The organism is Microbacterium sp. KRD172 (assembly GCF_017168295.1).
In the GTDB taxonomy this organism is placed as follows: Bacteria; Actinomycetota; Actinomycetes; order Actinomycetales; family Microbacteriaceae; genus Microbacterium; species Microbacterium profundi.
The window spans coordinates 3,150,146-3,173,858 of record NZ_JABFAS010000002.1 but is presented as its reverse complement, the minus strand read 5'-3'; the positions used below and the strand labels follow the sequence as shown (position 1 = coordinate 3,173,858).

The following is a 23,713-nucleotide window of genomic DNA, read 5'->3' as shown; positions in this document are numbered from 1 at the left end:
TTTACTCCCGCGTCGCCGCACGGCTCCTCGCCCTCGCAGCCGGAATCTGGCACAACTGGCTCATCGGAGCACCCGTCAAACGCTCACTCATCGCCTACGACCACTAAACCCAATCGGACTCACTCATCCAGCGAGGCTGGCTCCTCTGACCGCCGAGCGAAGTGGCGGCGCTATGGGGGGTGACTTCTGTGTCGTCGGGGTGCACGCTGGTTGCCAAGTGCAGTGTCTCGGGTGGTGAGGGTGATGGTCAATATCAATGATGTTCTCGACGGTCACGTGGCCTTGGAGATCGAGTGCTTGGACAGGATCTACTTGAACGGGTACGTGCCGATCCTGCAGGTGGGTGGGCAGGTGATCCGCTTCATGCGGGAGCACCTCGGGAAGAACATTCCTTCACCCGCGATCCTGGAGAAGCTCGGGACCCGGTTCCGGGCCGCTGTCCGCGACTTCGCCGACGTGCACCAGATCCCCATCGTGCAATTCAAGAAGGACGACCGGAAGATCGACGTCATGCAACGGTTCCTGTCAGCCCAGGAGAAGTCGGGCATCTCGGGGGTCGTGGCGATCGGCGTCGCTCAGGAGTACCAGAACGTGTTCGCCGCCACTCAACGAGACAAGGGCGCTGGCGTCCCCTGGTACTCGTTCACGAAAGCCGATCGGCGGGTCACCTGCTACTACTTCTACCTCTGGGACGACGACTTCGGCGCTGGGTTCATCAAGGTCTGCGCCTACTTCCCGTACCCGGTGAAGGTCTGGGTCAACGGCCACGAATGGGCCAAACGACAGGCGTCGAAGGTCGGCCTGGGGTTCACCAGCCTGTCCAACGGGTTTAAGTCCTGCGATGACCCGGCCGCGCTGCAACGCATCTGCGACACGTTGACCTCGAGCACGATCCAAGATTTCTTCGACCGGTGGATGGACCGGCTGCCGCTGCCATTGGATGACTACGACCGACAATTCGGGTACTGGTGGGAACTGTCAATGCGGCAGATCGAAACATCCCGAACCCTCGTCTTCGACGCGCCCCGGCACGCCCGCAGCTTCTTCGAATCCCTGATCACCGACAACCTCGATATCGGCAGGCCGGAGACCGTCGAGTTGCTGTTCACCGGCCACGGACCGCACCATCTGGGGCATCCGATTGTGAACCGGACACCATACAAGACCAAGATCGTGACCGCAGATACCCAGGTCAGCTTGAACGTGTTCTTCAAGCACTCCCGGGTCAAGCAGTACCTCAAAGATGGCCGCGCCCTCCGGGTGGAGACCGTCATCAACTCCCCCCGAGATCTGCAATGCCTGCGCCGGCTGGAACACCTGCCGGAACTGCAACAAAAAGCCCGTGACATCAACGCACGGCTGCTCGATACTGAACGTGTCGGGCAGGGCTGTGTCCTCGCGAGCCCAGCCTTTGAGCGGGTCGCGTCCCCCACCACCACGGTGGATGGCAGAAGGGCTCCAGCCATGAGATTCGGCGACCCTCGGGTCATGGCCCTGCTCGACGCACTCTGCGCCAGCATCACCGTCCTCGGATTCACCCACCGGAGCCTCCGCGCCCGCGTGAACACCTTCCTCGGCAGCGACGCTGACTACACGACCCACCAGATGAGCTACGACCTCGCCCGCCTCCGACTCAATGGCCTCATCGCCCGGCACGAACACAGCAACCGCTACTTCCTCACCCCCGACGGGCTCCGCGTGGCGCTGTTCTTCACGAAGGTGCATCACCGATTACTGACACCCCTGCTCGCCGCCGATCAACCGCCAGCACCCGACATCCTCCGCGATGCCCTCAGGACTATCGATCGACACGTCACCGGCTACATCGACAACGCCCGACTCGGCAAAGCCGCCTGAACCACGCATCGACTCGACGAACTCAGCTCAAAAACTAAAGACAAACGCCGAAGTTCTGGACACCAAGAAAAACTAGAAGCCACCCTCGGGTGGTGCGCGGGATGTGCCCTGCACCAACGCTTCAGTAGGCAGCCCACCCGCCACTGCGCCAACGGCGCCTGCGACCGCTGACACCCTCGCTCCCTCACAACGAAAGGACGCACATGCGCCGCCTCACCCTCACCACCCTCGCCGTCATCACCGCACTCACGCTCACCTCCTGCGCCAGCACACCCACACCACAGGCCGACCTCGACCCCGACGCGGTCATCATCGACGTGCGCACCCCCGCCGAGCACGCGACCGGCCACCTCGACGGCGCCCTCCTGCTCGACGTCACGGGCGGCGACCTCCAAGCTGCGCTGCCGGACCTCGACCCCGAAGCCACCTACCTCGTCTACTGCCGTTCAGGTAACCGGGCAGGAGTCGCCATCGACCTGATGAAGCAGGCCGGCTTCACCGACCTCCTCAACCTCGGCTCCCTGGAAGACGCCGCCGCCACGACAGGCCTCCCCGTCGTGCAGCCCTGAGACGTACGTGCTCGCCCCCACGAGCACGTACCTGCGTGCACAGCACGCCACCGCATCGCTCGAGCACTGCCTCGCGATGCACAGGCGGGGCGGGGTCCCCAGATACCCGCCCCGACTGTTCAAGCCTGCTCGCCTTAGCCCACCGAAAACGATCGTTTGCGGCCGGGGATCCTCGGTGCTGGTGGGAAGCGCGACACGCCGTGCCTCGCTCCGCCGTAACCCCCTGCCGAAACCGTAGGGCACCGAAACAGGTGATGTGTGGGTTTCGGCGCAGGCTCTGTCAGCAAGAAAGCACCCGTAATCGAGGTCTAGAGGTTCACTCGTCAAACCGTCGTCGCTCATGGGCCAGTCTGAAGATCTGACTCGTCTGCGTGACCTCAGCTGGCTGCATTGCCATCCCGAGGGCGGAGCGTCAGGTTCGTCACGCGTTGTGGCTTGCCCGCAGGATCAGCGCCGCACACCGCTGTCAATCTCCCGACACTTGCTTTAGCCCGGACTACGTCCGATCGAGCGGCGGGTAATCCGATGTAAAGCGGTTAGTCCGATCTAGCGCCAATACCGTTCAATTAGGGTAGTTCGGTGTAGTTTTGGGGTATGCCTCGTTCTGGTTGGAAGAAGCCTGAGTCGGATCGTCGGTTGCCGGATCTCGTGTCGGTGGGTCTGCTGATGCGGGTGTTCCCGCCCGAGGTCGTGGACGCGGTGATCGCGGAGTGTGGTCGGACGGAGCAGCGGCGCCGGTCGCTGCCTGCGCGGTCGGTGGCGTACTTCGCGATGGGGATGGCGTTGCATTCGGAGGGCTCCTACGAGGATGTGCTGGCGTTGATCTCGGACGGGATCGCGTGGGCGCACCGCGAGGAAGGTCCGTCGAGACTGGCGAATAAGGCGGCGATCTCGCACGCGCGGGACCGGTTGGGGGCCGAGCCGATGGCGGTGTTGTTTGATCGGGTCGCACAGCCCATCGCCGCAGAGGGCACGCCGGGATGCTGGCTGGCTGGGCGGCGTCTGGTCGCGATCGACGGGACCTGTCTGGATCTGGCTGACACGCCAGCGAACGATGGCCACTTTGGCCGGCCGGGGGTGAACAAGGGGGAGCGTTCGGCGTTTCCGCAGGCGCGGGTGGTCGCAGTGGCTGAGTGCGGCACCCATGCGATCTTCGACGCCGTGATCGGCCCGTACACGACCTCGGAAAATGCGCTGTCGACGGAGCTGTTGGGCAGGCTGACACCGGGGATGCTGTGTCTCGCCGACCGTGGCTTCTACGCGTTCACCGCCTGGCAAACTGCCGCAGCGACGGGCGCTGACTTGCTCTGGCGGGTCAGGGACAACCTGAAGCTGGAGCCGGTTGAAGAGCTGCGTGACGGGTCATTCCTCGCCGACGTGTTCGACTCCCAGGCCGACCGCAAACGACAGCACCCTGTCCGGGTGCGGGTGATCGAGTACACCGTCGAGGATGGTCGCGGCACTGCCGGCCCGTACCGGCTGGTCACCACGATCCTTGACGCCGACCAGGCGCGCGCCGCCGAGCTGGCGGCCGTCTACGCGCAACGCTGGGAGATCGAGACCGCGTTCGATGAGCTGAAGACCCACCAGCGCGGTACCCGCGCCGTGCTGCGCTCCAAGTCCCCGGACCTGGTCCTCCAGGAGATCTGGGGGCACCTGTGCTGCCACTACGCGATCCGCACCCTCATGTTCGATGCCGCCGCACACGCGGGCCACGATCCCGACCGGATCTCCTTCGTCACCGCGCTGCGGATCAGCCGCCGAGCCATCGCCCAATAGGGCGCTTTTTCCCCCTGAGCACTCGGACGCCATCGACACGCTCTGGGCTCACGCGATCCGCGAACTCATCCGCAGGCTCCTCCCCAAACGCCGACCCCGAGCCAACCCCCGCGTGGTGAAACGCAAATACACCCGCTGGCACGTGAAACGATCCCGGCACCGCGACTGGCCGCAACCGAACCGCCGACCCGACGAAGCCGTAGTGATCTAATTGAACGGTATTGGATCTAAAGACGTAACTCACAAGAACCTCTTGACACGGCATCCGCTTTGTCGTAACGTACAACCAAATGGTTGCACAACGAGAACTGAGCGAAGCGGAGACCGACCGTGTGTTCCACGCACTGGCGACGGCGACGAGGCGCGACATCCTGCGCCGCACGATCAATGAAGAGCAGTCGGTGTCGACCCTTGCGGGCGACTACGACATGTCTTTCGCCGCGGTGCAGAAGCACGTCGCGGTCCTCGAGGCCGCCGGCCTCATCATCAAACGCGCCGAGGGACGCGAGCGGCTCGTCCGCGCGAATCCTGAGATGATCGCGCGCGCTCGGGCGCTGCTGGCCCGATACGAAGAGCTGTGGCGGGCCCGCGTCTCCCGCCTCGACGACCTCCTGTCATCCGACGCACCGCGTCGAGAATCACCGAACAATCCACCGAAGAATTCACCGAAGAGAGGGAACTGAAATGCCTGTCACCGACATCAGCACGGATGCTGAGAACCGCACGATGACCGTCACCGCCGACTTCGCCGCCCCTGTCGAGCGGCTCTGGCACGCGTTCACCGACCCTGTGCAGCTCGAGCGGTTCTGGGGCCCGCCCGGATGGCCGGCAACCTTCACCGAGTTCGACTTCACGGTCGGCGGCAAGGCGCTCTATTACATGACCAGCCCGCAGGGCGAGCGCTCGGGCGGCTCGTGGGAGTTCCTGAACATCCTCGAACCGCACGGCTTCGATGTCATCGACTCGTTCGCGGACGCCGACGGCAACCCGCTCGAGGGCATGCCGGCGATGCGGATGACGTTCGGCTTCGAGTCGACGGACGCCGGCAGTCGCATGATCAACACCAGCCACTTCGATTCGGCCGAGGCTCTCGAGCAGGTCGTCGCGATGGGGGCTGTCGAAGGAACGCGCATGGCGATGGCGCAGCTGGATGCCGTGCTGCAGGACCTCCGCGAGTACGCGCAGGGCAAGGGCACGCAGGTCGAGCTGCTCGACGACACGCACGTGCGCATCACCCGCCTCGTGAACGGTCCGCGCGAACTGGTCTGGCGCGCCTACAACGAGGAAGCGCTCATGCGGCAGTGGATGCTCGGCCCTGACGGGTGGGAGATGACCGAATGCGTCGTCGCCACCGCTCCCGGTGAGAAGCACCGCACGTCGTGGGCGCCCGTCGGCGACACGGAGGGCGAGGCGTTCGGCTTCGAGGGTGAAGTCGTGCTTGTCGATGCCCCACGTCGCGCCGTGTCGACCGAGCGGATGCAGGGCACCGAAGGCCCTGAGACGCTCAACGACCTCAACCTCTATGAAGAGGACGGCGCCACCCTCGTCACGGTGCTCATCGAGTACCCCGACAAGGAGACGCGCGACATGATCCTCGCCACCGGCATGGCCGACGGCATGGAGGAGTCGTTCGCACGGCTCGAGCGCGAGGTGCTGGAGCCCACGCGTTCATAACTCCTCAGAAGTAGACCTGAACGGCCCGGATCCGATGCGTTCCGGGCCGTGCGGCTGTGGTCTCGAGGAGTTATGCGCGGGTGGTCGCCGCACAACTCAGGACAAACTGCAGTTGAGGCCCATCCCGGCGCCGCGAAACCGCGGATCCGGCGAAAAGCTCCGGAGTTGTGCGGGCGGGCCGACCTCAGCGCCCCATCGCCCGCTGCGCGGCGAGGCGGATCGGCGCGTTCGCGCCGCCGTAGCCGTCGTACCCGCCGCGCCGCTCGACCACTTCGAAGAACACGTCGCCGATCGTGCGCGTGTAGAAGTGGATGAACTCGCCCTCCGCGTCGCGGTCGTAGAGCAGGTCGAGCTCGCGCAGCGACGCCAGCAGATCTTCGGGCAGGCCGAACCGCGCCGACAGATCGTCGTAGTAGTTCGCGGGGATGCGCAGGTGATCGATGCCGCGCTGCTTCGCCCGCCGCGCGACGGCGAACACGTCATCCGTCCGCACGGCGATGTGCCGAGCCGGGGGCGCCGCCGTCGGAGGTGCGAGGTTGATCGGCACGCGCACGATGCCGTCAGGGGTGCGCATCACCTGACTGCGGATCAGCCCCTGAGGGCCAGGCACATCCGCGGGTGGCTCCGCATGCAGCGACAGCGCGCTCGACATGAACAGCACGGCCTCGTCGAAGTCCTGCCACGCGTACGCGAGGTTGATGTGATCGACCTCGCCGACCAGACCGTCATCGGCGTCGGTGCCACCCTCGAACTCCTGCAGCCAGGATTCCTCGGCGGGCAGCGAGCTCCAGAAGACCTGCGTCCCGTCCGGCGCCGGGACGCCACGGAGGTTCTGCTCGCCTTCATACGTGCGACGGAATATGCTCTGCGAACCCAGTGCGATCGCGCGGTCGACGGCGGCCGCGGCATCCGGAACCTGCAGGCCGATCCCCGAAAGCCGTGGCTCGTCATGGCGCACCTGCTCGTTAAGGATCACGCGCGCGGAGCCCGCGCTCCACAGCCGCACCGGCTTGCTGCGGTGGCGTCCCTCGAAGGCGAACCCCAACTGGGCGAGCAGCTCATCGACCTCGGCGAGGTCTGCGCCGGCGACCTCGACGAAGTCGAGCGCCGTCGCCGGCTGCGCAGACCCGAGCCGCCCGTCGTCCCAGCCGTTCGCCGTGGCCGTCCGGTCGGCCAGCCACACCAGTGACCGCTGGGCGTGCGCCGCCGTGCGCACCGTATCGGTCTGGCGGAACGTGTCGTTGAACACCTCCAGCGACCAGGGGCCGGTGTACCCGGCGCGCACCACATGCGTCATGAAGTCCACCAGATCGAACGATCCCTCACCGGGGAACAGCCGGTGATGACGGCTCCACGACAGCACGTCCATGTCGAGCGCCGGCGCGTCGGCCAGCTGCAGGAAGAAGATCTTCTCGGCCGGGATCTCCTCGATGCCAGCTGGGTCGTGCCCGCGAGAGAGGATGTGGAAGCTGTCGAGGCAGATACCGAGGTTCGGCCGATCCGCGCGCTGCACGATCGACCACGTGCGACGGTAATCGTCCACGAAGCGCCCCCAGGCGAGTGCCTCGTAGGCGAGGCGGATGCCGTGCACCGCGGCCCTGTCCGCAAGCTCACCCAACTGCCGTGCGGCCACCTCGTCGTCGTCGATCGTCGCGGTGCCGACGTTGCTGCACACCAGCATCAGATCGGTGCCGAGCCGGTTCATGATCTCGAACTTCGCCTCTGCGCGGCGCAGAGTGTCCTCGAACACGTCTTCCGTGACGCCTTCGGCATCGCGGAAGGGCTGGAACATGTCGATCCGCAGTCCGAGCCGCTCGCACAGGGCGCGGATCTCCTCGGGGGATTCCGGCGCGGCGATGAGATCGGCGTCCATGATCTCGACGCCGTCGAAGCCTGCTTCAGCGCAGGCGTGGAGTTTGTCGACGAGCCCTCCGGACAGGCAGACGGAAGCGATTGAGGTGTGCATGGCAGTGAACGTACCAGTTTGTACATTAATTTCCCAGAGGTGTTGCCCAATCAATGTACTAACCGGTACATTCAACTCCAGTACCCGATCCACCGAGCACAAAGGCGTCTCGTGACCCCACAAGAGCAACATCCCACCACCGGCATCCTGCACCGTGTGGCCCGAATCATCACCGTGATCGAGCTCACCATCGGCGCGGTCGCCGTGCTGATGATCCTCGTTCTGGTCTTCTACCAGGCGCTGCAGCGCTACCTGCCGTTCGAGAGCCTGGCGTGGACCGGCGAACTCGCCCGCTTCGCGTTGCTGTGGGCGACGTTCTCAGCCATGGGCCTGCTCGTCACGAGTCGAGGGCACATCGCCTTGGAGCTGGTCGACTCGATCCGCAACCCCATGATCGTGCGCATCATCCAGGTGTTCGCACTGCTCGTGGTGGCCGCAGCGGCAATCGGTCTGTCATTCGAAGCCTGGGCACTCATCTCGACGCAGGGCATCGTGAAGTCTCCGGTGCTGCGCATCCCGATGTCCTGGATCTACATTCCGGTCCTGGTCGGCACCGTGAGCACGACGATCCGCGCTCTGCTGTCCGCCGCCGACGTCGCGCTGCACGGCCCGAGAGCCGCCGACATCGAAGAAGACCAGGTCGAGGTGGCAGGACTGTGACTCTGATACTCCTCGCTCTTGCGATCGCCCTCCTGCTGGCACTGCGTGTGCCGGTGCCGTTCGCCTTCCTCGGACCGTCGCTGGTGTACATGGCCATGGAGGGTCAGTCCCTCGGCATGGCCCTGCGCACGGTGACCAACGCCGCCAGCAGCTTCCCGCTGCTCGCCGTGCCGCTGTTCATCTTCCTCGGTGCGCTCGCCAACCACGCCGGGATCGCCGACCGGCTGTTCCGATTCGCCCAGGCCGGGCTCGCGAACATCCGCGGCAACCTCGGCTACGTGACCATCGGCACCAGCGTCGGTTTCGCCTGGATGAGCGGGTCGGCCGTCGCCGATGCCGCAGCACTCGGCAAGGTGCAGATCCCCGCCATGATCCGCGCCGGCTACGGCCGCCGCTTCGCCACCGGGATCTCCGCGACCTCCGCGCTCATCGCGCCCGTCATGCCGCCGAGCATTCCCGCCGTGATCTATGCCGGACTCGCCGCTGTCTCCACCGGAGCGCTGTTCGCAGCATCCGTCATCCCCGCCCTGCTCATGGCCCTCGGCCTGTGCATCGTGGTGTGGGTGCTCGTGAAGCGCATGCCCAACGTGAAGAAGGGGCGATTCGATCGCGCGGAACTGGTGGCGTCGACCAAGGGCGTATTGCTGCCGCTCATCGCACCGATCATCATCCTCGGCGGAATCCTCGGTGGATTCTTCACTCCCACCGAAGCCGCAGCGGTCGGAGTCGTCTACATCATCCTCGTCGGGCTGCTGCAGCGCTCGCTGAGCATGAAGAGCTTCATCAAGGCGCTCACCGAGACCGTGACGACGACAGCGTCGATCATGATCATCGTCGCCTCGGCATCGCTGCTGGGCTACATCCTCGCCAAGGAGCGTCTGCCGCAGATGCTCACCGAGTTGGTGTTCGCGATCAGCGACAGCCCGACCGTCTTCCTGATCCTCGTCGCCGTGCTCATGCTGATCCTCGGGACCGTGATCGACGCGACCGCGATCCTCGTGCTGACCGTGCCGATCATCCTTCCGATCGGGAACACGATCGGCGTCGACCCGATCGTGCTCGGCGTGCTCATGATCCTCTCGCTCATGATCGGCCTCCTCACGCCACCGGTGGGAACCGTGCTGTTTGTGACGGCGGCGGTGTCGAAGACCCGCATCGGAGAGGTGTTCCGCGGTTCGCTGCCGTTCATCATCCCGCTGCTCGTGATCTGCGTGCTCATCATCGCGTTCCCGAGCGCCGTGATGTGGCTGCCGGGGGTGCTGGGACTGTGACGCTCGCCACTGCGCTCGTACGCCGGCCGGCCGTGCTGATCGGCCTGATCGGCGAGGGTGTCACGCCATCGCTCACGCCGCCGATGCACGAATTCGAGGGTGCCAGGCACGGGATGCACTACGTGTACCGCACGATCGATCTCGCCCCGGAAGAAGGCACGACCGCTTCGCTGCGCACCCTGCTCGCCTCCGCACGTCGGCTGGGATTCAACGGCTTGAACATCACACATCCCGTCAAGCAGGCGATCATCCCGCTGCTCGACGGGCTCAGTGACAGCGCGCGTGCCGTGGGCGCGGTGAACACGGTCGTGTTCACGGATGCCGGTGCCATCGGCCACAACACCGACGTCACAGGCTTCGCGGCCGCTCTGAAAGACGCCTTCGGCGACGAGCGACTGCGACGGGTCGTGCTGTTCGGCACGGGAGGCGCGGGCTCTGCCGTCGCCACGGCGCTGGCGCAGCATCCGATCGCGGAGCTCGTGCTCATCGACCAGGTGCGAGAGCGCGCCGACCTGCTCGCCGGTCAGGTGCGCGAGCTGACCACCGCGGAAGTGCGCGCGGCCGACATCGACGAGCTGCCAGGCCTCATCGCCGACACCGACCTGATCGTCAACGCGACACCGGTGGGCATGGCCGCGCACCCCGGCACCCCGTTCGAGAGCGCGATGCTGCCCGACGGCATCCGCGTCGCCGACATCGTCTACCGACCGGCGGACACCGCATTGCTGCAGGCGGCTCGCGCCCGCGGCATCCGCACCATGTCGGGACTCGGCATGGCGATGCACCAGGCCGCCGACGCCTTCGAGATCTTCACGGGGCAGCGCGCCGACCGCAGAGCGATGCTCGACGATCTCGACGATCTTGTCGCCGCGGAGGCGACCACGACGCCCCACCCGACATCACCAGACGCAACACCCGAAACAGCACCAGAAAGAGGAGAGAATCGATGAACGCACGACGCACGCGGCGAACGATGTGGATCGCCCTTGCCGCCGCACCAGCGATGATGCTGGTCGCCTGCTCCGGCGCCGGAGGCGACGCCACCACCGGCGACAGCGGAGACGCCGGGGCGACGCAGAAGCTCACGCTCGCCCACAGCTACAACGAAGACCAGCCGCAGCACCGCTGCGGTGCGCAGGTGATCGCCGACGAGGTCGCCGCCGCCGATGTCGGACTGGAGATCGAGATCTTCCCGTCCAGTCAGCTCGGAGGCGACGCCGATCGCATCGCTTCCGTCGCCTCGGGCGACATCGACATCGACATCCAGGGCGCGTCCGCGCTCGGTGCCGTCTACGAGCCGATCAGCGTGCTCGATGCGGCCTATGCGTTCGACGACGCCGATCACCTCGCAGCCTTCATGGCCAGCGATGCCTCAGACACGGTCACCGAGGCGTTCGAAGAGGAGTCCGGCGTGCACACCCTCGGTGCCTGGTCGGCCGGGGCCCGCCAGTTCACCGCGAACACCGCCATCCGCACGCCGGAGGATCTCGAGGGACTGCGCATGCGCTTCCCCGGATCCCCGCAGTTCCTCATGAACGCCAAGGCCCTCGGCGCGACCGCGACCGAGGTCGCATACGAGGAGCTCTACCTCGCCCTGCAGCAGGGCACGGTCGACGGTCAGGAGAACCCGATCACCAACATCGTGGCCTCGAACCTCAAAGAGGTGCAGGACTACGTCAGCCTGAGCTCGCACCAACTGAACACCAACCTCGTCATCATGGGCCCGATCTGGAACGAGCTCAGTGACGAGCAGCAGGAGACCCTGACCGCCGCGACGGAGGAGGCCGTCACCGAGGTCACCGCGTGTGTCATCGAAGAAGAGGAAGCGGTGCTCGAGGAGTGGCGCAGCGGCGGCGAGTGGGAGGTCATCGAGGACGTCGACCGCGACGCCTTCAGCGAGAAGGCGGAGGAGTACCTCTCCAGCACGTTCACGGGCGACTCGCTCGCGGTGTACGAGGCCATCCGCTCGACCTCGAAGTGAGCTGACTGCATGGCGCGTTCGGTTCCGACGTTCTCGGGTCCGGTCGACGGCGACGAGCTCGGGATCACCCTGATCCACGAGCACGTCTTCGTCACCGACCCTGAGCTCGACGTCAATATGCCTCATCCGGAATGGGATGAGCAGGCGTGCATCGAACGCGCCGTGCAGACCCTCTCTTCGCTGCACGAGCGCGGTGTTCGTACCGTGGTCGACCTCACAGTGATCGGCCTCGGCCGGGACGTGCGACGGGTCGCCGAGGTGGCGGCCCGGGTGCCGGTGCAGATCGTCGCGGCGACCGGATGCTACGCGGCATCCGTGCTGCCGCCGTACTTCCGGCTCAACGGGCCGGGGCTCGTCGTCGACGGCCCCGACCCGCTCGTCGACCTCTTCATCGGAGACATCGAGCGCGGGATCGCCGGCACACAGGTGCGCGCGGGGATGATCAAGATCGCCTCGGACGGCTCGGGGCTGACCCCCGATGTCGAGCGCGTGTTCACGGCGGCCGCCACGGCGCACCTGCGCACGGATGTGCCGATCACGACGCATTCGGATGCCGCGGCCCGCGGCGGCATCGCCCAGCAGGACGAACTCGAGCGGCTGGGCGTGCCGCTCGATCGCGTCGTGATCGGGCACAGCGGTGACTCGCTCGACCTGTCGTATCTCCGCGGGCTCGCGGACCGAGGTTCCTACCTGGGCTTCGATCGTTTCGGCATGGACCACGTCGGCCGTGATGCCGATCGCATCCGGATGCTGCTCGCCCTGCTCGACGCCGGCTACGTGGATCGCCTCGTGCTGTCGCATGACGCTGCTGTGTTCAGCCGGGTCACGCCGCCCTCGTGGCGAGCCGCTCACGTGCCGAACTGGCACATGGGCCACCTGTTCGACAGCGTGCTGCCGCAGCTGCGCGCAGCCGGCCTGGACGATGCCACTGCGCATCAGCTGATGGTGGTGAATCCGCGGCGAGTGCTGGCGGGTGGGGCATGATGTGTGGGTGGACAGAGTGAGCGAACCGGTCGTGCGAAAGCGCGATGCAGAGCGGACCCGCGCCGAGTTGCTCGAAGTCGCCACCGGGGCCTTCGCCGAATCCGGCTACGCCGGTACGCGCGTCGACGAGATCGCCGAGCGCACCAAGACGACGAAGCGGATGATCTATTACTACTTCGGCGGCAAGGAGCAGCTCTACCTCGCGGTGCTCGAGAACGCCTACCGAGGCATCCGCGAGAAGGAGCAGTCGATCCACGCGGGCGACCTCGCACCGGTGGAGGCGCTTCGGCAGATCGCCGAGCTCACCTACGACCACCACCGCAACCACTCCGACTTCATCCGTCTGGTGTCGATCGAGAACATCCACCACGGCGAGTTCATCAAGCGACTCGATGGCCTGCGCACAGTGAATCAGCCGGCGGTCGCCGTGCTCGAGACCGTGCTCGAGAGAGGTCGGGCTGAGGGGAGCGTGCGGGCAGACGTCGACGCGCTCGACGTGCACCTGCTGATCAGCTCGTACTGCTTCTTCCAGGTCGCCAACCAGCACACCTTCGGGTACCTCTTCGATCGCGACCTGCTCGCAGAGGATCGACGCGGGCACTTTCGATCGATGATCGGCGACGTCGTGGTCGCGTGGCTGACGGCTGAGATCTGATCCGATCCCTGAGCCTGTCGAAGGGTCAGATCAGGCGCCGCAGGGCGTCTTCCAGCGAGATGCCCTGTGCCTCGGCTCGGGAGCGGAGGCGCGACAGCTCGGCGGATGACAGCGTGACGTGCAACTCGACCGGAGCGACATCGGCCGCGTCGTCGAGACCATCGAGCAGATCGGATGCCTCGGCCCACAACGGCAGCGTCATCGGGGTGCCGGGCCCTTCGACGGGCTCAGGGACCGACGGGTGTGCGGTCGGGGTGCCGGGCCCTTCGACGGGCTCAGGGACCGACGGGTGTGCGGTCGGGGTGCCGGGCCCTTCGACGGGCTCAGGGACCGACGGGTGTGCGGTCGGGGTGCCGGGCCCTTCGACGGGCTCAGGGACCGACGGGTGTGCGGTCGGGGTGCCGGGCCCTTCGACGGGCTCAGGGACCGACGGGTGTGCGGTCGGGGTGCCGGGCCCTTCGACGGGCTCAGGGACCGACGGGTGTGCGGTCGGGGTGCCGGGCCCTTCGACGGGCTCAGGGACCGGCTGGTGTGCCCCTGCAGCCACGGCGGCGGACGCGGCGACGGCGGCTCCGGCATCCGTCGCCATCGTGAACCCGGGCCCGCGTCGCGGCTCCTGCTTCGCCTGATACGCCCTCGCCGCGCCGTTCGCGCGCTCGTCGGCGGCCTCGTTGAGGTCGTGGCCTGCGTGGCCCTTGACCCATTCGAACCTCACGTCGCGGCCGTGCATCGCGTCATCCAGCGACTCCATCAGCTCGCGGTTGAGCACAGGGGCGCCGTCGGCCTTGCGCCATCCGCGGCGCTTCCATCCCGGCATCCACTTGGTGATCGAGTCGATGACGTACTTGCTGTCGCACATGATCAGCAGCGGCTCGTCGGTGCCGGCCGTCGCCCGAAGCAGCTCGAGCACGGCCTGCAGCTCGCCCTGGTTGTTGGTGCCGTGCGGCGAACCGCCGGCCGCCCAGTTCGCGTCGTCGATGTACCAGGCCCAGCCATTCGGTCCTGGGTTGCCCAGGGCGGAGCCGTCTGCGGCGGCGATGATCGTCATCCTTCAACCGTAACGGCGATGACTACTGCCATTCGATCGCCACCACCGCACCGTGATTCACGACACGAAAACAGGTGCGAAGTGGTGATTGACCAGCTGGCACGCACCAGGGATCGTTGACCCATGACCACCCACATCGACACAGACTGCGTGATCGTCGGCGGTGGCCCCGCCGGGCTCATGATGGCGCTCCTGCTACTGCGCCAGGGTCTCGAGGTCACCGTCGCCGAGAAGCACGCCGACTTCCTCCGTGACTTCCGCGGCGACACCATCCACCCCTCCACCCAGGACCTGCTCGCAGAACTCGGCCTGCTCGACGAGTTCCTCGCCCGACCGCACGACGACATGCCCCGCGTGCGCCTGAGCTGGCAAGGCACCGAGCTCACCCTCGCCGACTTCACCCGACTGCCCACTCGCCGCAAGGTCATGACGTTCATGCCGCAGTGGGACTTCCTCGACCTGCTCGCAGACACAGCGGCGCAGCATCCGGGATTCCGCCTGCTCCGCTCGACGCGGATCGACGGGCTCATCCGTGAAAGCACCCGCATCACGGGCGTCACCGGATCCGGCCCAGACGGCGACGTCACCATCCGCGCACGCCTCGTCGTCGACGCATCCGGCCGCGACTCCGACATCCGCGCGGCCGCGGGTCTGACTCCGACCGGCAGCGCCGCCGCCATGGACGTGCTGTGGTTCCGGCTGACCAGGCGCGACGGCGAGGTCTACCCGTTCATCCAGGCGGGCGACGGCATGATCATCACGATAGACCGAGGCGACTTCTTCCAGATCGCGCACGTGATCCCCGCCGGCACCTGGACCGGATCCGACGCCGACGTGGTCAAGATGCGCGAACGCATCGCACGCATCTCGCCTCGCATGGCGGATGCTGTCGCCACCGTCACGGCCGACGACGTGCACCTGCTGCGGGTGCGGCTCGAGCGGCTGTGCCGCTGGTACGCCGAGGGGATGCTGTGCATCGGCGACTCCGCGCACGCGATGTCGCCGGCGGGAGGCGTCGGCATCAATCTCGCGATTCAGGATGCTGTCGCCGCTGCTCGCATCCTCGGCCCGGTGCTGCGCGCGCGCCCGCCACGGGCGAAGGACCTGCGCCGCGTGCAGCGCCGCCGCACCTGGCCGGTGCGGCTCACCCAGTTCGTGCAGCGACGGCTGCAGGGCCCGCTGATCGCGTCGCGTGCACCGGGTGCATCGTTGCCGTTCCCGCTGCGGATGCTGCGTGATCACCCGCGACTCACGTACCTCACCGGAAGGTTCGTCGGGCTGGGAGCGCGGCCGGAGTCGATCGACTGAGCATCGTTTCGACTCGCTCCGCTCGCTCAACGCGTTTCGTCTCGCTGGCGCTCGCTCAACGTCCCGCGGGGTGTGCTCGCTCAACGTCCCGCGGGGACGGTCAGTCCGCCGGCTCGGCGTCGGACTGCTCCGCGCCCTCTTCCAGAACCGGAGCGACGGGGAAGACGATCGACGTGGTCTGCGCGCCCAATCCGATCTCGAGCGGATCGACGGTGGCCGCGCCGTCGAGCCTGTCGACGGCATCCTGATCCAGCGGTTCTCCCGGCAGCGATGCCCAGGGGCCCGGATCGTCGGGTTTCTGCGTGAAAAGTCCCATGTGGTCCTCAGAAGTCGGCGATGATGAGCTTCTTCATCTGCATCATCTTCTCGTACGCACCAGGGCGTTGCATGAGTTCGCCCATGTTCTCCGGAACGATCTGCCAGCTGAGGCCGTACTTGTCGGCGAGCCAGCCGCAGACCTCCGCCTCGGGCGCGGTGGTCAGCGCGTCCCAGTAGCGGTCCAGCTCCGTCTGATCGACGACGCGCACCTCGAGCGAGACCCCGCAGTCGAATGTGACGTCCTGCTCGACGGCCGAATCCATCATCGAGAACCACTGCCCGGCAAGCAGGAACTCGCCGAACATCACGCTGCCGGCATCCGCCGGACCGGTCTGCGTCGGGTACTCGGCGATGAAGCCGACCTCGCCGTCCGGGAACAATGAGGTGTAGAACTCCGCCGCCTCGCGCGCCTTGTTCTGCACCGGGCCGCAGAACATCAGCTGCGGGATCAGGAACGGTCGCGGCTCTCCCTCGGGGTTCGCCAGCAGCAGTTGCCAGTTCACGCCATAGCGATCCTCGACCCAGCCGTAGCGCGGGCTGAACGGGTACTCGCCGAGTTCCATCCGCACGGCACCGCCGTCGGACAGCTTCGCCCAGGTCTCATCGAGGCTGGCGCGCGCGGCATTGCGGTCGCCGTCGAAGCGCAGCGGATCGAAGTTCAGCATGAACGACACCGACGCGTTCGGGCGGAACTCGTCTCCGGCATTGATCAACGTGAGCAGGTATTCGTCGATGACGAGGTCGACCGTCAGGGTCTTGCCGCTGAAGTCCGCCTGCCAGTCGGGCACGTCATCGGGGTACCGTGCGCCGATGATCGCCGTGGCACCGGGGAACACGTCGGTGTAGAACGCGCCGGCTTCGTCGGCGTTCTGGTTGAACCAGAGGTTCGGGATGATCTTCTGCGACATGACAGCTCCTTTGCTGCGGACGGTTCACCTGTCTGATGCGGCGCGCCCTCATCGAATCCAGCACCCTCATCGAATCCAGCACCCTCATCGAATAAAGAGTGCGCCGCAGGTGCCGCGGAAGCAAGGGGGTTCTCACTGCCCGACGACCTTGTCTAGGGTGGGACGATGCCTTCTTTCTTCGGCGTTACTGCGTCCGTCAGTTCGAACCTGGACTGGGCCGCGTGGGTGGAGACGATCGTCGCCCTGCTCATCGCTGTCGCGATCGTGGCGGTGGTCGTCATCGGAGTACGGTTCGTGGCGGCGCGCGCCCGCGGGCGCTCGGCCTGGATCGGCGAACTCGAACGCCGCATCCGCACGCCGGGGATGATCCTGGCGTTCCTGATCGCGGTGTGGATCACGTGCGCCGTCACCGCTCCGTCTGCGCTGTCGTGGTGGCCGGTACTGCAGCGCGTCCTGCTGATCGCCGTCGTGCTCGTCGGCGCATGGCTGCTGTCGACGGTCGTCACATTCGGCATGGAACGACTCATGCAGTACGACAGCAGGCGCGACGCGACCAGCCCTGAGGCGCGACGGCGCCAGACCCAGTTGACTGTGCTGAACCGTCTCGTGGTCGTCCTGATCTCGATCATCGCGATCGGAGCGGTGCTGTTCTCGTTCCCCGAAGTCAGGGCTGTGGGCACCAGCATCCTCGCCTCTGCCGGCGTCGTCAGCATCATCGCCGGCCTCGCGGCGCAGTCGACGCTCGGCAACCTCATCGCCGGTGTGCAGATCGCCTTCACCGACGCGATCCGTGTCGGAGACGTCGTCGTGATCGAGGGGGAGTGGGGGCGCATCGGCGAGATCAACCTGTCGTACGTGGTCGTCTACATCTGGGACGAGCGGCGACTCATCCTGCCCTGCACGTACTTCACGTCGAAGCCGGTTGAGAGCTGGACGCGCAGATCCGACAAGATCCTCGGCACCGTCTACATGGACCTCGACTGGCGGGTGCCTGTGGATGCTGTGCGCGAGAAGTTCATGGAGATCATCGAGGCCTCAGACGCCTGGGACCGGCGCTCGGCGAACGTGCTCGTGACCGGATCCGAAGGCGGCCATGTCACGCTGCGCTTCAAGATCTCGGCCGCGAACTCTGACGACCAGTGGGATCTGCGCTGCCTCGTGCGGGAGAAGATCATGACGTGGCTGCAGCAGGAGCATCCGGAGTCTCTGCCCGTCACCCGAGTGATGCTGGAGCCGCGCCCCGCACCTTGAGCGGCCGTGTCAGTCTGCCGCAGCGGCGCGCACGGCATCGACGAGCTGGCGCCATGGTCCGTCGAGCGCCGACTCCGGCAGATCGCGTTCGCGTCGCATCTCGGGGGTGCGGGCCCGGATGCTCCAGACATACCGGTCCGCACCGGGCGGCGTGGGGGCCGGGGCCTCCCACGGACAGCGATCGATCAATTCGATCCAGCGCGACTCCTCGTCGCGTGGCGGTTCTACATGCCAGCGCCGACGGATGCCGGCGACACCACCTGTGCGGATCACGACGATGCGGAAGCCGGGCTCCGCGTCCGGATCACTCGGAGGGGCTGCGTCACTCGGAGGGGCTGCGTCGCGCATCATCCAAGACTCCCACGGTGGTCCATGCTGCGCGAGTGGCTGTTGCGACTTCGTCGTCGACGGCGGCGGCGATCGTGGCATCGGCGAAATCCCGGAAGCTCGCCGTGCTCGCCAGCGTGCCGGTCAGGGCGTTGTACCAGGTGAGGCCGGCACGCTCCCATGCGTTGCCGCCGAGAGCCGTCGCAGTGAGCGCGAACGCGCGGTTCGGGATGCCGGAGTTGATGTGCACGCCGCCGTTGTCCTCCGTCGTCTGCACGAAGTCGCTCATGTGCGCCGACTGCGGATCCTTGCCGAGCTCGTCGTCGTCGTATGCGGTGCCGGGTTCGAGCATCGACCGCAGAGCTTTGCCTTGCACCTCGTCGGTGAAGATGCCTGCGCCGATCAGCCAGGTCGCCTGGTCTGCGGTCTGTCCTTCGCCGTACTGCTCGGTGAGAGCGCCGAACACGTCGGCGATCGACTCGTTCAGCGCGCCGGGCTGGCCCTGGTACTCGAGGTTCGCCGTGTGCTGGATGACGCCGTGCGCGAGTTCGTGGCCGATGACGGTGATCGAACCGGTGAAGCCGCGGAACACCTCGCCGTCACCGTCGCCGAAGACCATGCGCTCGCCGTCCCAGAAGGCGTTGTCGTAGTCGGTGCCGTAGTGCACGGACGCATCCAGTGGAGCTCCGTTGCCGTCGAGGGAGTTGCGCCGGAACGCGCTGAGCAGCATCTCGAAGGTCGCCCCGAGTCCGTCGAACGCCTGGTTCACGCTGACGTCGTCGACGGCCGGATCATCTTCGGCGCGCACGATGACACCCGGCAGCGTCTCGGTGTTCTGCGCGTCGCTGATCGTGCGGTTCGGCGCATCCGACAGTTCGGCGACGAGATCGCCCTGTTCGTCGATGGACAGGTCGATGCGGGCGCGGAAAGTCGGACGCCCGGCGAGCAGGGTCTGGCGCGCAGCATCCGCCGCCCGGGGAAAGCGCCCAGACTCGGCAAGGCGGGCGAGAAGGTATGACGGGATGATGCCGTATGCGCTGTCGTTCATACCGGCGACGATACGCCGGGGTTGAGACACTGTCACGAGGCCCGGGTTCTAGTTCGAGGTGCAACGTGGTGTGGCTTGGCTTGAGCATAGTTCGTTGAAGATCTCGGCGGGGGTTGCCCAGCCGAGGACTCGGCGGGGTCGGTTGTTGATCTCGGTGACGATCTCGTCTCGATCTCGATCCGGTCTTCAAGAGTCAGATGACGGTAATGTGCGGTCAAGGAAGCGCAACCCTTCAGGTCGTGAGTGTGAATAACCACAACCTACGAGGTGTTGCGCTTCCGTTCAGAACTCGGGAGGAGGCACTCTCTCAGCCCGCTCGCGTAAAATCAGCCCAATGACCGATGCGCCAGCTGCCGACACCTCCGACTTCGGCGACGGCCTCGACCCGGCTGATCTCGAGACCGTGCTGCGCGTGCTCGCATCCATGGATCAGCTCGATGAGCAGCATCCCGATTACGTCGCCGTCCGTCGCGCGACCGCCGCGATGTTCAAGGCCGTCAAACGCGTGCGCCGCAAAGAGATCCGTGACGCGATCGCCCAAGCCGACAAGGCCGTCGTCGCCAACACGGCGACTGGCGCACCAGACCGCATCGACGACGAGACGCGCGGCAACGACCTGAAGACGACCGTGGACGCCCCGATCGCGGGCGAGCTGCTCAAGCCGCGCAACTGCTACATCTGCAAGCAGCCATACACGCTCGTCGACGCCTTCTATCACCAGCTCTGCCCTGACTGTGCGCGCTTCAGCCACGGCAAGCGCAACGCCCGCACCGATCTCACTGGCCGCCGCGCGCTGCTCACCGGCGGACGGGCGAAGATCGGCATGCACATCGCTCTGCGCCTGCTTCGCGACGGCGCCCACCTGACGATCACGACGCGCTTCCCGCGGGATGCCGTGCGCCGATTCTCCTCCCTGCCGGACTCGGCCGACTGGCTGCACCGGCTGCGCATTGTCGGCATCGACCTGCGCGACCCCGCTCAGGTGATCGCGCTCGCGGACTCGGTCGCAGCGCAAGGCCCGCTCGACATCCTCATCAACAACGCAGCCCAGACCGTGCGGCGCTCGCCGGGTGCGTACTCGCTGCTGGCGGATGCCGAGATGCAGCCGCTTCCGGATGGACCGCTGCCCGAGATGGAGACGTTCGGGCACACCGCCGACCCGCACCCGCAGGCGCTGCAGGCCTCCGTCGACGCGAACCCGCTGCTGTCGGTGAAAGCGCTGGGCGGCACCGTCGCGGAGCAGGGTGGACAGGCGCTGACGGCCGAAGACCTCGCACGGCTCGCCATGGCACCGGGATCGTCGTCACTCGCGAAGCACGCCGACGGCTCGGCGATCGACGCCGGGGGACTCGTGCCCGATATCGACCACGTCAACAGTTGGGTGCAGTCGATCGACCAGGTCGACCCCCTTGAGATGCTCGAGGTGCAGCTGGCGAACACGACCGCGCCGTTCCTGCTCATCAGCCGGCTGCGACCGTCGATGCGTGCCTCGAGCGCGCACCGCAAGTACGTCGTGAATGTCTCGGCGATGGAGGGGCAGTTCTCGCGCCGTTACAAGGGGCCGGGGCATCCGCACACCAACATGGCCAAGGCTGCGCTGAACATGCTCACGCGCACCAGCGCCGGCGAGATGCTCGAGACCGACGGCATCCTGATGACCGCCGTAGACACCGGCTGGATCACCGACGAGCGCCCGCACCACACCAAGGTGCGTCTGGCGGAGGAGGGCTTCCACGCCCCGCTCGACCTCGTCGACGGCGCGGCCCGCGTGTACGACCCGATCGTGCAGGGCGAAGCAGGCGTCGACCAGTACGGGGTGTTCCTGAAGGACTACAAGCCGAACCCCTGGTGAATGCTCCCCCGGCACTGAACTGCGTCGATGTCGCGGAGGTCGAGCACGAACCGGTAGCGCACGTCGCCGCGGGTCAGCCGATCCAGCGCGACGTTGACCTGCGCGGCCGGGAGTACCTCGACATCTGCGGTGATGCCGTGCTCGCCGCAGAAGTCGAGCAGGTCCTGCGTGAAGCGGTGCCCGCCGCTGCCGGCGGAGGCGAGGCGCTTGCGGCCGACGAGCAGATCCGTCATGGCGATCGTGACCGAGCCGAGGTGACCGAGCGAGAAGAGCGTGCCGTCCAGGTCGAGCACTCGAAGGTAGGGCGCGAGGTCATGCTCGACTGCGACCGTGTCGATCACCAGGTCCAGGGAGTCCCGGGCGGCGTCCATGGCGTTTGTGTCTGACGACACCACGACATGTGCGGACCCCAGCCCTTTCGCGTCCTCGGTCTTGCCCGGGCTGGTGGTGAACACCGTGACCTCGGCGCCCAGTGCTCGCCCGAGCCGTACCGAGAGGTGCCCCAGGCCACCGATGCCGACGACACCGAGTCGCGTGCCTGGGCCGACTCCGGTGGCGCGCATCGGCTCCCATACCGTGATGCCGGCGCACATCAGCGGAGCGACTGCCGCGGCGTCGAGCGAAGCCGGCCGGTGATACACGAACCGGTCGCGCACGACGTACCGTCCGGCCCAGGCCCCGGCCGTCATCGAGCTATCGATGCGATCGCGCCCGCCGTAAGTCAGCGTCGGGAACTCGACGCAGAAGTTCTCCTGCCCGCTCAGGCACATTCGGCACGTGCCGCAGGAGTCGACGATGTTGCCGACGGCTACGGGATCGCCGGGCGTGAAATCCGTGACCGCCGCGCCGACGGCCACGACCTCGCCGACGAACTCATGCCCAGGCACCAGCATCCCGTCGTGACTCTGCGAAGAGTGCAGAGCGTGGAGATCGCTGTGGCAGACGCCGCAGTACGTCACGCGGACGTCGACGTCATCGGGGCGAACGTCGCGTCGCTCGATCGTCGTCGGACGGAGCGGCGCATCGGGGGCGGTGGCGGAGAGCGCGGTCGTGAACATGCCCAACAGCCTACCTACTAGTTGGTAGGTGAGTATGCTGGGCGGGTGAGCAGAGTGGATCAGACGCGAGCACGGATACTCGATGCTGCGACCGAAGAGTTCGCCGCTCACGGGATCGCCGGTGCGCGGATCGACCGCATCGCGGAGCGCTCGGGCATGAGCAAGCCGATGATCTACACCTACTTCGGCGGAAAAGCGAAGCTCTTCGACGCCGTCTTCGACACCCACGTCATCGCAAACAGCGAGCGCGTGCCGTTCGAAGCCGCCGACCTCGCGGGGTATGCGACTCGTCTCTACGACGCCTATCTGGCAGACCCGGCACTTCTGCGTCTGGTGATGTGGAAGCGGCTCGAACGAGACGGCACCGGCTACCTGTACCCGGGGCTCGAGGAGACTGACGCTCAGCATCTCCGAGAAATCATCGCTCAGCAGCAGACCGATCACATCCGCGACGACCTGGAGCCCGCCGACGTGTGGTCTCTCCTCATCGCCACTGCCGCGACCTGGGCGCAGGGCTCGATCACCGCGGTCGCGACGCCGAACGATCCCGCCGACGATCACGAGCGCCGCAGGTCTGCGCTCGGTGCGTATGTCGCGGCGGCACTGATCACGGAGACGTCGCTCAGGTCGCAGCGCCCGTTGACGTGAGCCGGGTGACCACGTCGGGCAGATCCGCGATGTCATCCAGCACGAATACACGGTCGCGCTCCGGCAGTGATGCGGTGTGTGGCCCGGCGTATGCGAGGACGTACATTCCCGCGCGGTGGGCAGCTTCGACGCCGAAGGGGCTGTCGTCGACAGCGATGCAGCGGTGGGGCGGGACGCCCAGCATCTCGGCGGCATGGAGATAGACGTCCGGAGCCGGTTTTCCGGCGAGGACATCCTCGGCGCTGCTGATCTTGCCTTCGAATCTTCGGAGGAGCCCGACGATATCCAGGCTCATCCGGATGCGTGCGTGCCGGCTGTTTGATGCAACGGCGCTCGGAAGGCTGATTTGGTCCAACGCTCCGGTGATGCCGGGGATCGCTGTCAGCTCTGCTCGTAACGCCTGCTCCAGCCGTCCGCGATACGGTGTTTAGCCGAGCTGTTCGGTAGCGGGTGTGGGTCGAACCGGTAGTGCGGGCGCGGGGATCTGGTAGCGCCCGCGCCCGCACTGCGGTCACTCGGCCGGGACGAGCCCGGTGACGTGGCGGCGCATG

23 protein-coding genes and 1 pseudogene are annotated in these 23,713 nt (G+C 66.6%); 16 read left to right on the top strand and 8 right to left on the bottom strand.

Annotated elements, in window-relative coordinates:
* From J1M43_RS15580 to J1M43_RS15555, 6 genes and pseudogenes are all read left to right on the top strand, one after another.
* A pseudogene (locus J1M43_RS15580) lies at positions 1 to 107 on the top strand (IS982 family transposase); the annotation flags it as partial.
* 136 nt (positions 108 to 243) lie between these two features.
* Positions 244 to 1,857, top strand: coding sequence for a hypothetical protein (locus J1M43_RS15575; RefSeq protein WP_241245527.1), 1,614 nt, complete (start codon positions 244 to 246; stop codon positions 1,855 to 1,857).
* A 203-nt stretch (positions 1,858 to 2,060) separates the two neighbouring features.
* Positions 2,061 to 2,426 carry a rhodanese-like domain-containing protein gene (locus J1M43_RS15570; protein WP_033105401.1) on the top strand — a complete coding sequence of 122 codons (366 nt, stop codon included), beginning with the start codon at positions 2,061 to 2,063 and terminating at the stop codon, positions 2,424 to 2,426.
* Between the two features lie 594 nt (positions 2,427 to 3,020).
* On the top strand, positions 3,021 to 4,205 hold the full coding sequence (locus J1M43_RS15565; RefSeq protein WP_206477251.1) for an IS4 family transposase: 1,185 nt from the start codon (positions 3,021 to 3,023) through the stop codon (positions 4,203 to 4,205).
* 290 nt (positions 4,206 to 4,495) lie between these two features.
* Positions 4,496 to 4,888 carry a helix-turn-helix transcriptional regulator gene (locus J1M43_RS15560; RefSeq protein WP_033105400.1) on the top strand — a complete coding sequence of 131 codons (393 nt, stop codon included), beginning with the start codon at positions 4,496 to 4,498 and terminating at the stop codon, positions 4,886 to 4,888.
* A gap of 1 nt (position 4,889) precedes the next feature.
* A complete protein-coding gene (locus J1M43_RS15555; RefSeq protein WP_206477250.1) occupies positions 4,890 to 5,879 on the top strand; it encodes an SRPBCC family protein in 990 nt (329 codons plus the stop codon).
* Positions 5,880 to 6,063: 184 nt separating this feature from the next.
* Here J1M43_RS15555 and J1M43_RS15550 read toward each other — a convergent pair whose 3' ends face one another.
* Entirely contained in the window at positions 6,064 to 7,845 is a 1,782-nt protein-coding gene (locus J1M43_RS15550) for a sugar phosphate isomerase/epimerase and 4-hydroxyphenylpyruvate domain-containing protein (RefSeq protein ID WP_206477249.1), read from the bottom strand.
* Positions 7,846 to 8,001: 156 nt separating this feature from the next.
* Here J1M43_RS15550 and J1M43_RS15545 point away from each other — a divergent pair, with 156 nt between their 5' ends.
* The 6 genes from J1M43_RS15545 to J1M43_RS15520 are packed head-to-tail and all read left to right on the top strand — an operon-like array spanning position 8,002 to position 13,396.
* Positions 8,002 to 8,505, top strand: coding sequence for a TRAP transporter small permease (locus J1M43_RS15545; protein ID WP_206477248.1), 504 nt, complete (start codon positions 8,002 to 8,004; stop codon positions 8,503 to 8,505).
* Positions 8,502 to 9,776: a TRAP transporter large permease gene (locus tag J1M43_RS15540; RefSeq protein WP_033105397.1), complete on the top strand. Its 1,275-nt coding sequence runs from the start codon at positions 8,502 to 8,504 to the stop codon at positions 9,774 to 9,776. The genes J1M43_RS15545 and J1M43_RS15540 overlap by 4 nt, the downstream gene beginning before the upstream one ends.
* Positions 9,773 to 10,726: a shikimate dehydrogenase gene (locus tag J1M43_RS15535; RefSeq protein ID WP_084595611.1), complete on the top strand. Its 954-nt coding sequence runs from the start codon at positions 9,773 to 9,775 to the stop codon at positions 10,724 to 10,726. Before J1M43_RS15540 ends, J1M43_RS15535 begins: the two co-directional genes overlap by 4 nt.
* Positions 10,723 to 11,757: a DctP family TRAP transporter solute-binding subunit gene (locus J1M43_RS15530; protein WP_033105396.1), complete on the top strand. Its 1,035-nt coding sequence runs from the start codon at positions 10,723 to 10,725 to the stop codon at positions 11,755 to 11,757. Before J1M43_RS15535 ends, J1M43_RS15530 begins: the two co-directional genes overlap by 4 nt.
* A gap of 9 nt (positions 11,758 to 11,766) precedes the next feature.
* On the top strand, positions 11,767 to 12,741 hold the full coding sequence (locus tag J1M43_RS15525; protein ID WP_033105395.1) for a phosphotriesterase: 975 nt from the start codon (positions 11,767 to 11,769) through the stop codon (positions 12,739 to 12,741).
* Positions 12,742 to 12,757: 16 nt separating this feature from the next.
* Positions 12,758 to 13,396 carry a TetR/AcrR family transcriptional regulator gene (locus J1M43_RS15520; RefSeq protein WP_033106358.1) on the top strand — a complete coding sequence of 213 codons (639 nt, stop codon included), beginning with the start codon at positions 12,758 to 12,760 and terminating at the stop codon, positions 13,394 to 13,396.
* Positions 13,397 to 13,421: 25 nt separating this feature from the next.
* Here the strand turns inward: J1M43_RS15520 and J1M43_RS16870 are convergent, their stop codons facing one another.
* A complete protein-coding gene (locus J1M43_RS16870; protein WP_241245254.1) occupies positions 13,422 to 14,444 on the bottom strand; it encodes an RNase H family protein in 1,023 nt (340 codons plus the stop codon).
* A gap of 123 nt (positions 14,445 to 14,567) precedes the next feature.
* On the opposite strand from J1M43_RS16870, the gene J1M43_RS15510 reads away from it, so the two are divergent.
* Positions 14,568 to 15,752: an FAD-dependent oxidoreductase gene (locus J1M43_RS15510; protein ID WP_206477247.1), complete on the top strand. Its 1,185-nt coding sequence runs from the start codon at positions 14,568 to 14,570 to the stop codon at positions 15,750 to 15,752.
* Between the two features lie 100 nt (positions 15,753 to 15,852).
* Here J1M43_RS15510 and J1M43_RS15505 read toward each other — a convergent pair whose 3' ends face one another.
* Together J1M43_RS15505 and J1M43_RS15500 are read right to left on the bottom strand one after the other, a co-directional pair.
* Positions 15,853 to 16,068 (bottom strand): hypothetical protein, encoded by a 216-nt coding sequence (locus J1M43_RS15505; protein WP_206477246.1) that lies wholly within the window; start codon positions 16,066 to 16,068, stop codon positions 15,853 to 15,855.
* Between the two features lie 7 nt (positions 16,069 to 16,075).
* Positions 16,076 to 16,978, bottom strand: a complete 903-nt coding sequence (locus tag J1M43_RS15500; RefSeq protein WP_033105391.1) for a VOC family protein — start codon at positions 16,976 to 16,978, stop codon at positions 16,076 to 16,078.
* Positions 16,979 to 17,143: 165 nt separating this feature from the next.
* On the opposite strand from J1M43_RS15500, the gene J1M43_RS15495 reads away from it, so the two are divergent.
* Complete coding sequence (locus J1M43_RS15495) at positions 17,144 to 18,229, top strand: mechanosensitive ion channel family protein (protein WP_084595610.1); 1,086 nt, start codon at positions 17,144 to 17,146, stop codon at positions 18,227 to 18,229.
* 9 nt (positions 18,230 to 18,238) lie between these two features.
* On the opposite strand, the gene J1M43_RS15490 is transcribed toward J1M43_RS15495, so the two are convergent.
* Both J1M43_RS15490 and J1M43_RS15485 read right to left on the bottom strand, forming a co-directional pair.
* Complete coding sequence (locus tag J1M43_RS15490; RefSeq protein WP_052166784.1) at positions 18,239 to 18,577, bottom strand: protealysin inhibitor emfourin; 339 nt, start codon at positions 18,575 to 18,577, stop codon at positions 18,239 to 18,241.
* Positions 18,552 to 19,604 (bottom strand): M4 family metallopeptidase, encoded by a 1,053-nt coding sequence (locus J1M43_RS15485; RefSeq protein WP_033105390.1) that lies wholly within the window; start codon positions 19,602 to 19,604, stop codon positions 18,552 to 18,554. The genes J1M43_RS15490 and J1M43_RS15485 overlap by 26 nt, the downstream gene beginning before the upstream one ends.
* Positions 19,605 to 19,938: 334 nt before the next feature.
* On the opposite strand from J1M43_RS15485, the gene J1M43_RS15480 reads away from it, so the two are divergent.
* Entirely contained in the window at positions 19,939 to 21,456 is a 1,518-nt protein-coding gene (locus tag J1M43_RS15480) for an SDR family oxidoreductase (RefSeq protein ID WP_206477245.1), read from the top strand.
* Here J1M43_RS15480 and J1M43_RS15475 read toward each other — a convergent pair.
* A complete protein-coding gene (locus J1M43_RS15475; RefSeq protein ID WP_206477244.1) occupies positions 21,435 to 22,514 on the bottom strand; it encodes an NAD(P)-dependent alcohol dehydrogenase in 1,080 nt (359 codons plus the stop codon). The genes J1M43_RS15480 and J1M43_RS15475 overlap by 22 nt on opposite strands.
* Before the next feature lie 45 nt (positions 22,515 to 22,559).
* Between J1M43_RS15475 and J1M43_RS15470 the strand changes: the two genes are divergently transcribed.
* Complete coding sequence (locus tag J1M43_RS15470) at positions 22,560 to 23,162, top strand: TetR family transcriptional regulator (protein WP_206477243.1); 603 nt, start codon at positions 22,560 to 22,562, stop codon at positions 23,160 to 23,162.
* Here the strand turns inward: J1M43_RS15470 and J1M43_RS15465 are convergent.
* A complete protein-coding gene (locus J1M43_RS15465; protein WP_206477421.1) occupies positions 23,137 to 23,571 on the bottom strand; it encodes an HAD family phosphatase in 435 nt (144 codons plus the stop codon). The genes J1M43_RS15470 and J1M43_RS15465 overlap by 26 nt on opposite strands.
* Positions 23,572 to 23,713: the final 142 nt, after the last annotated feature.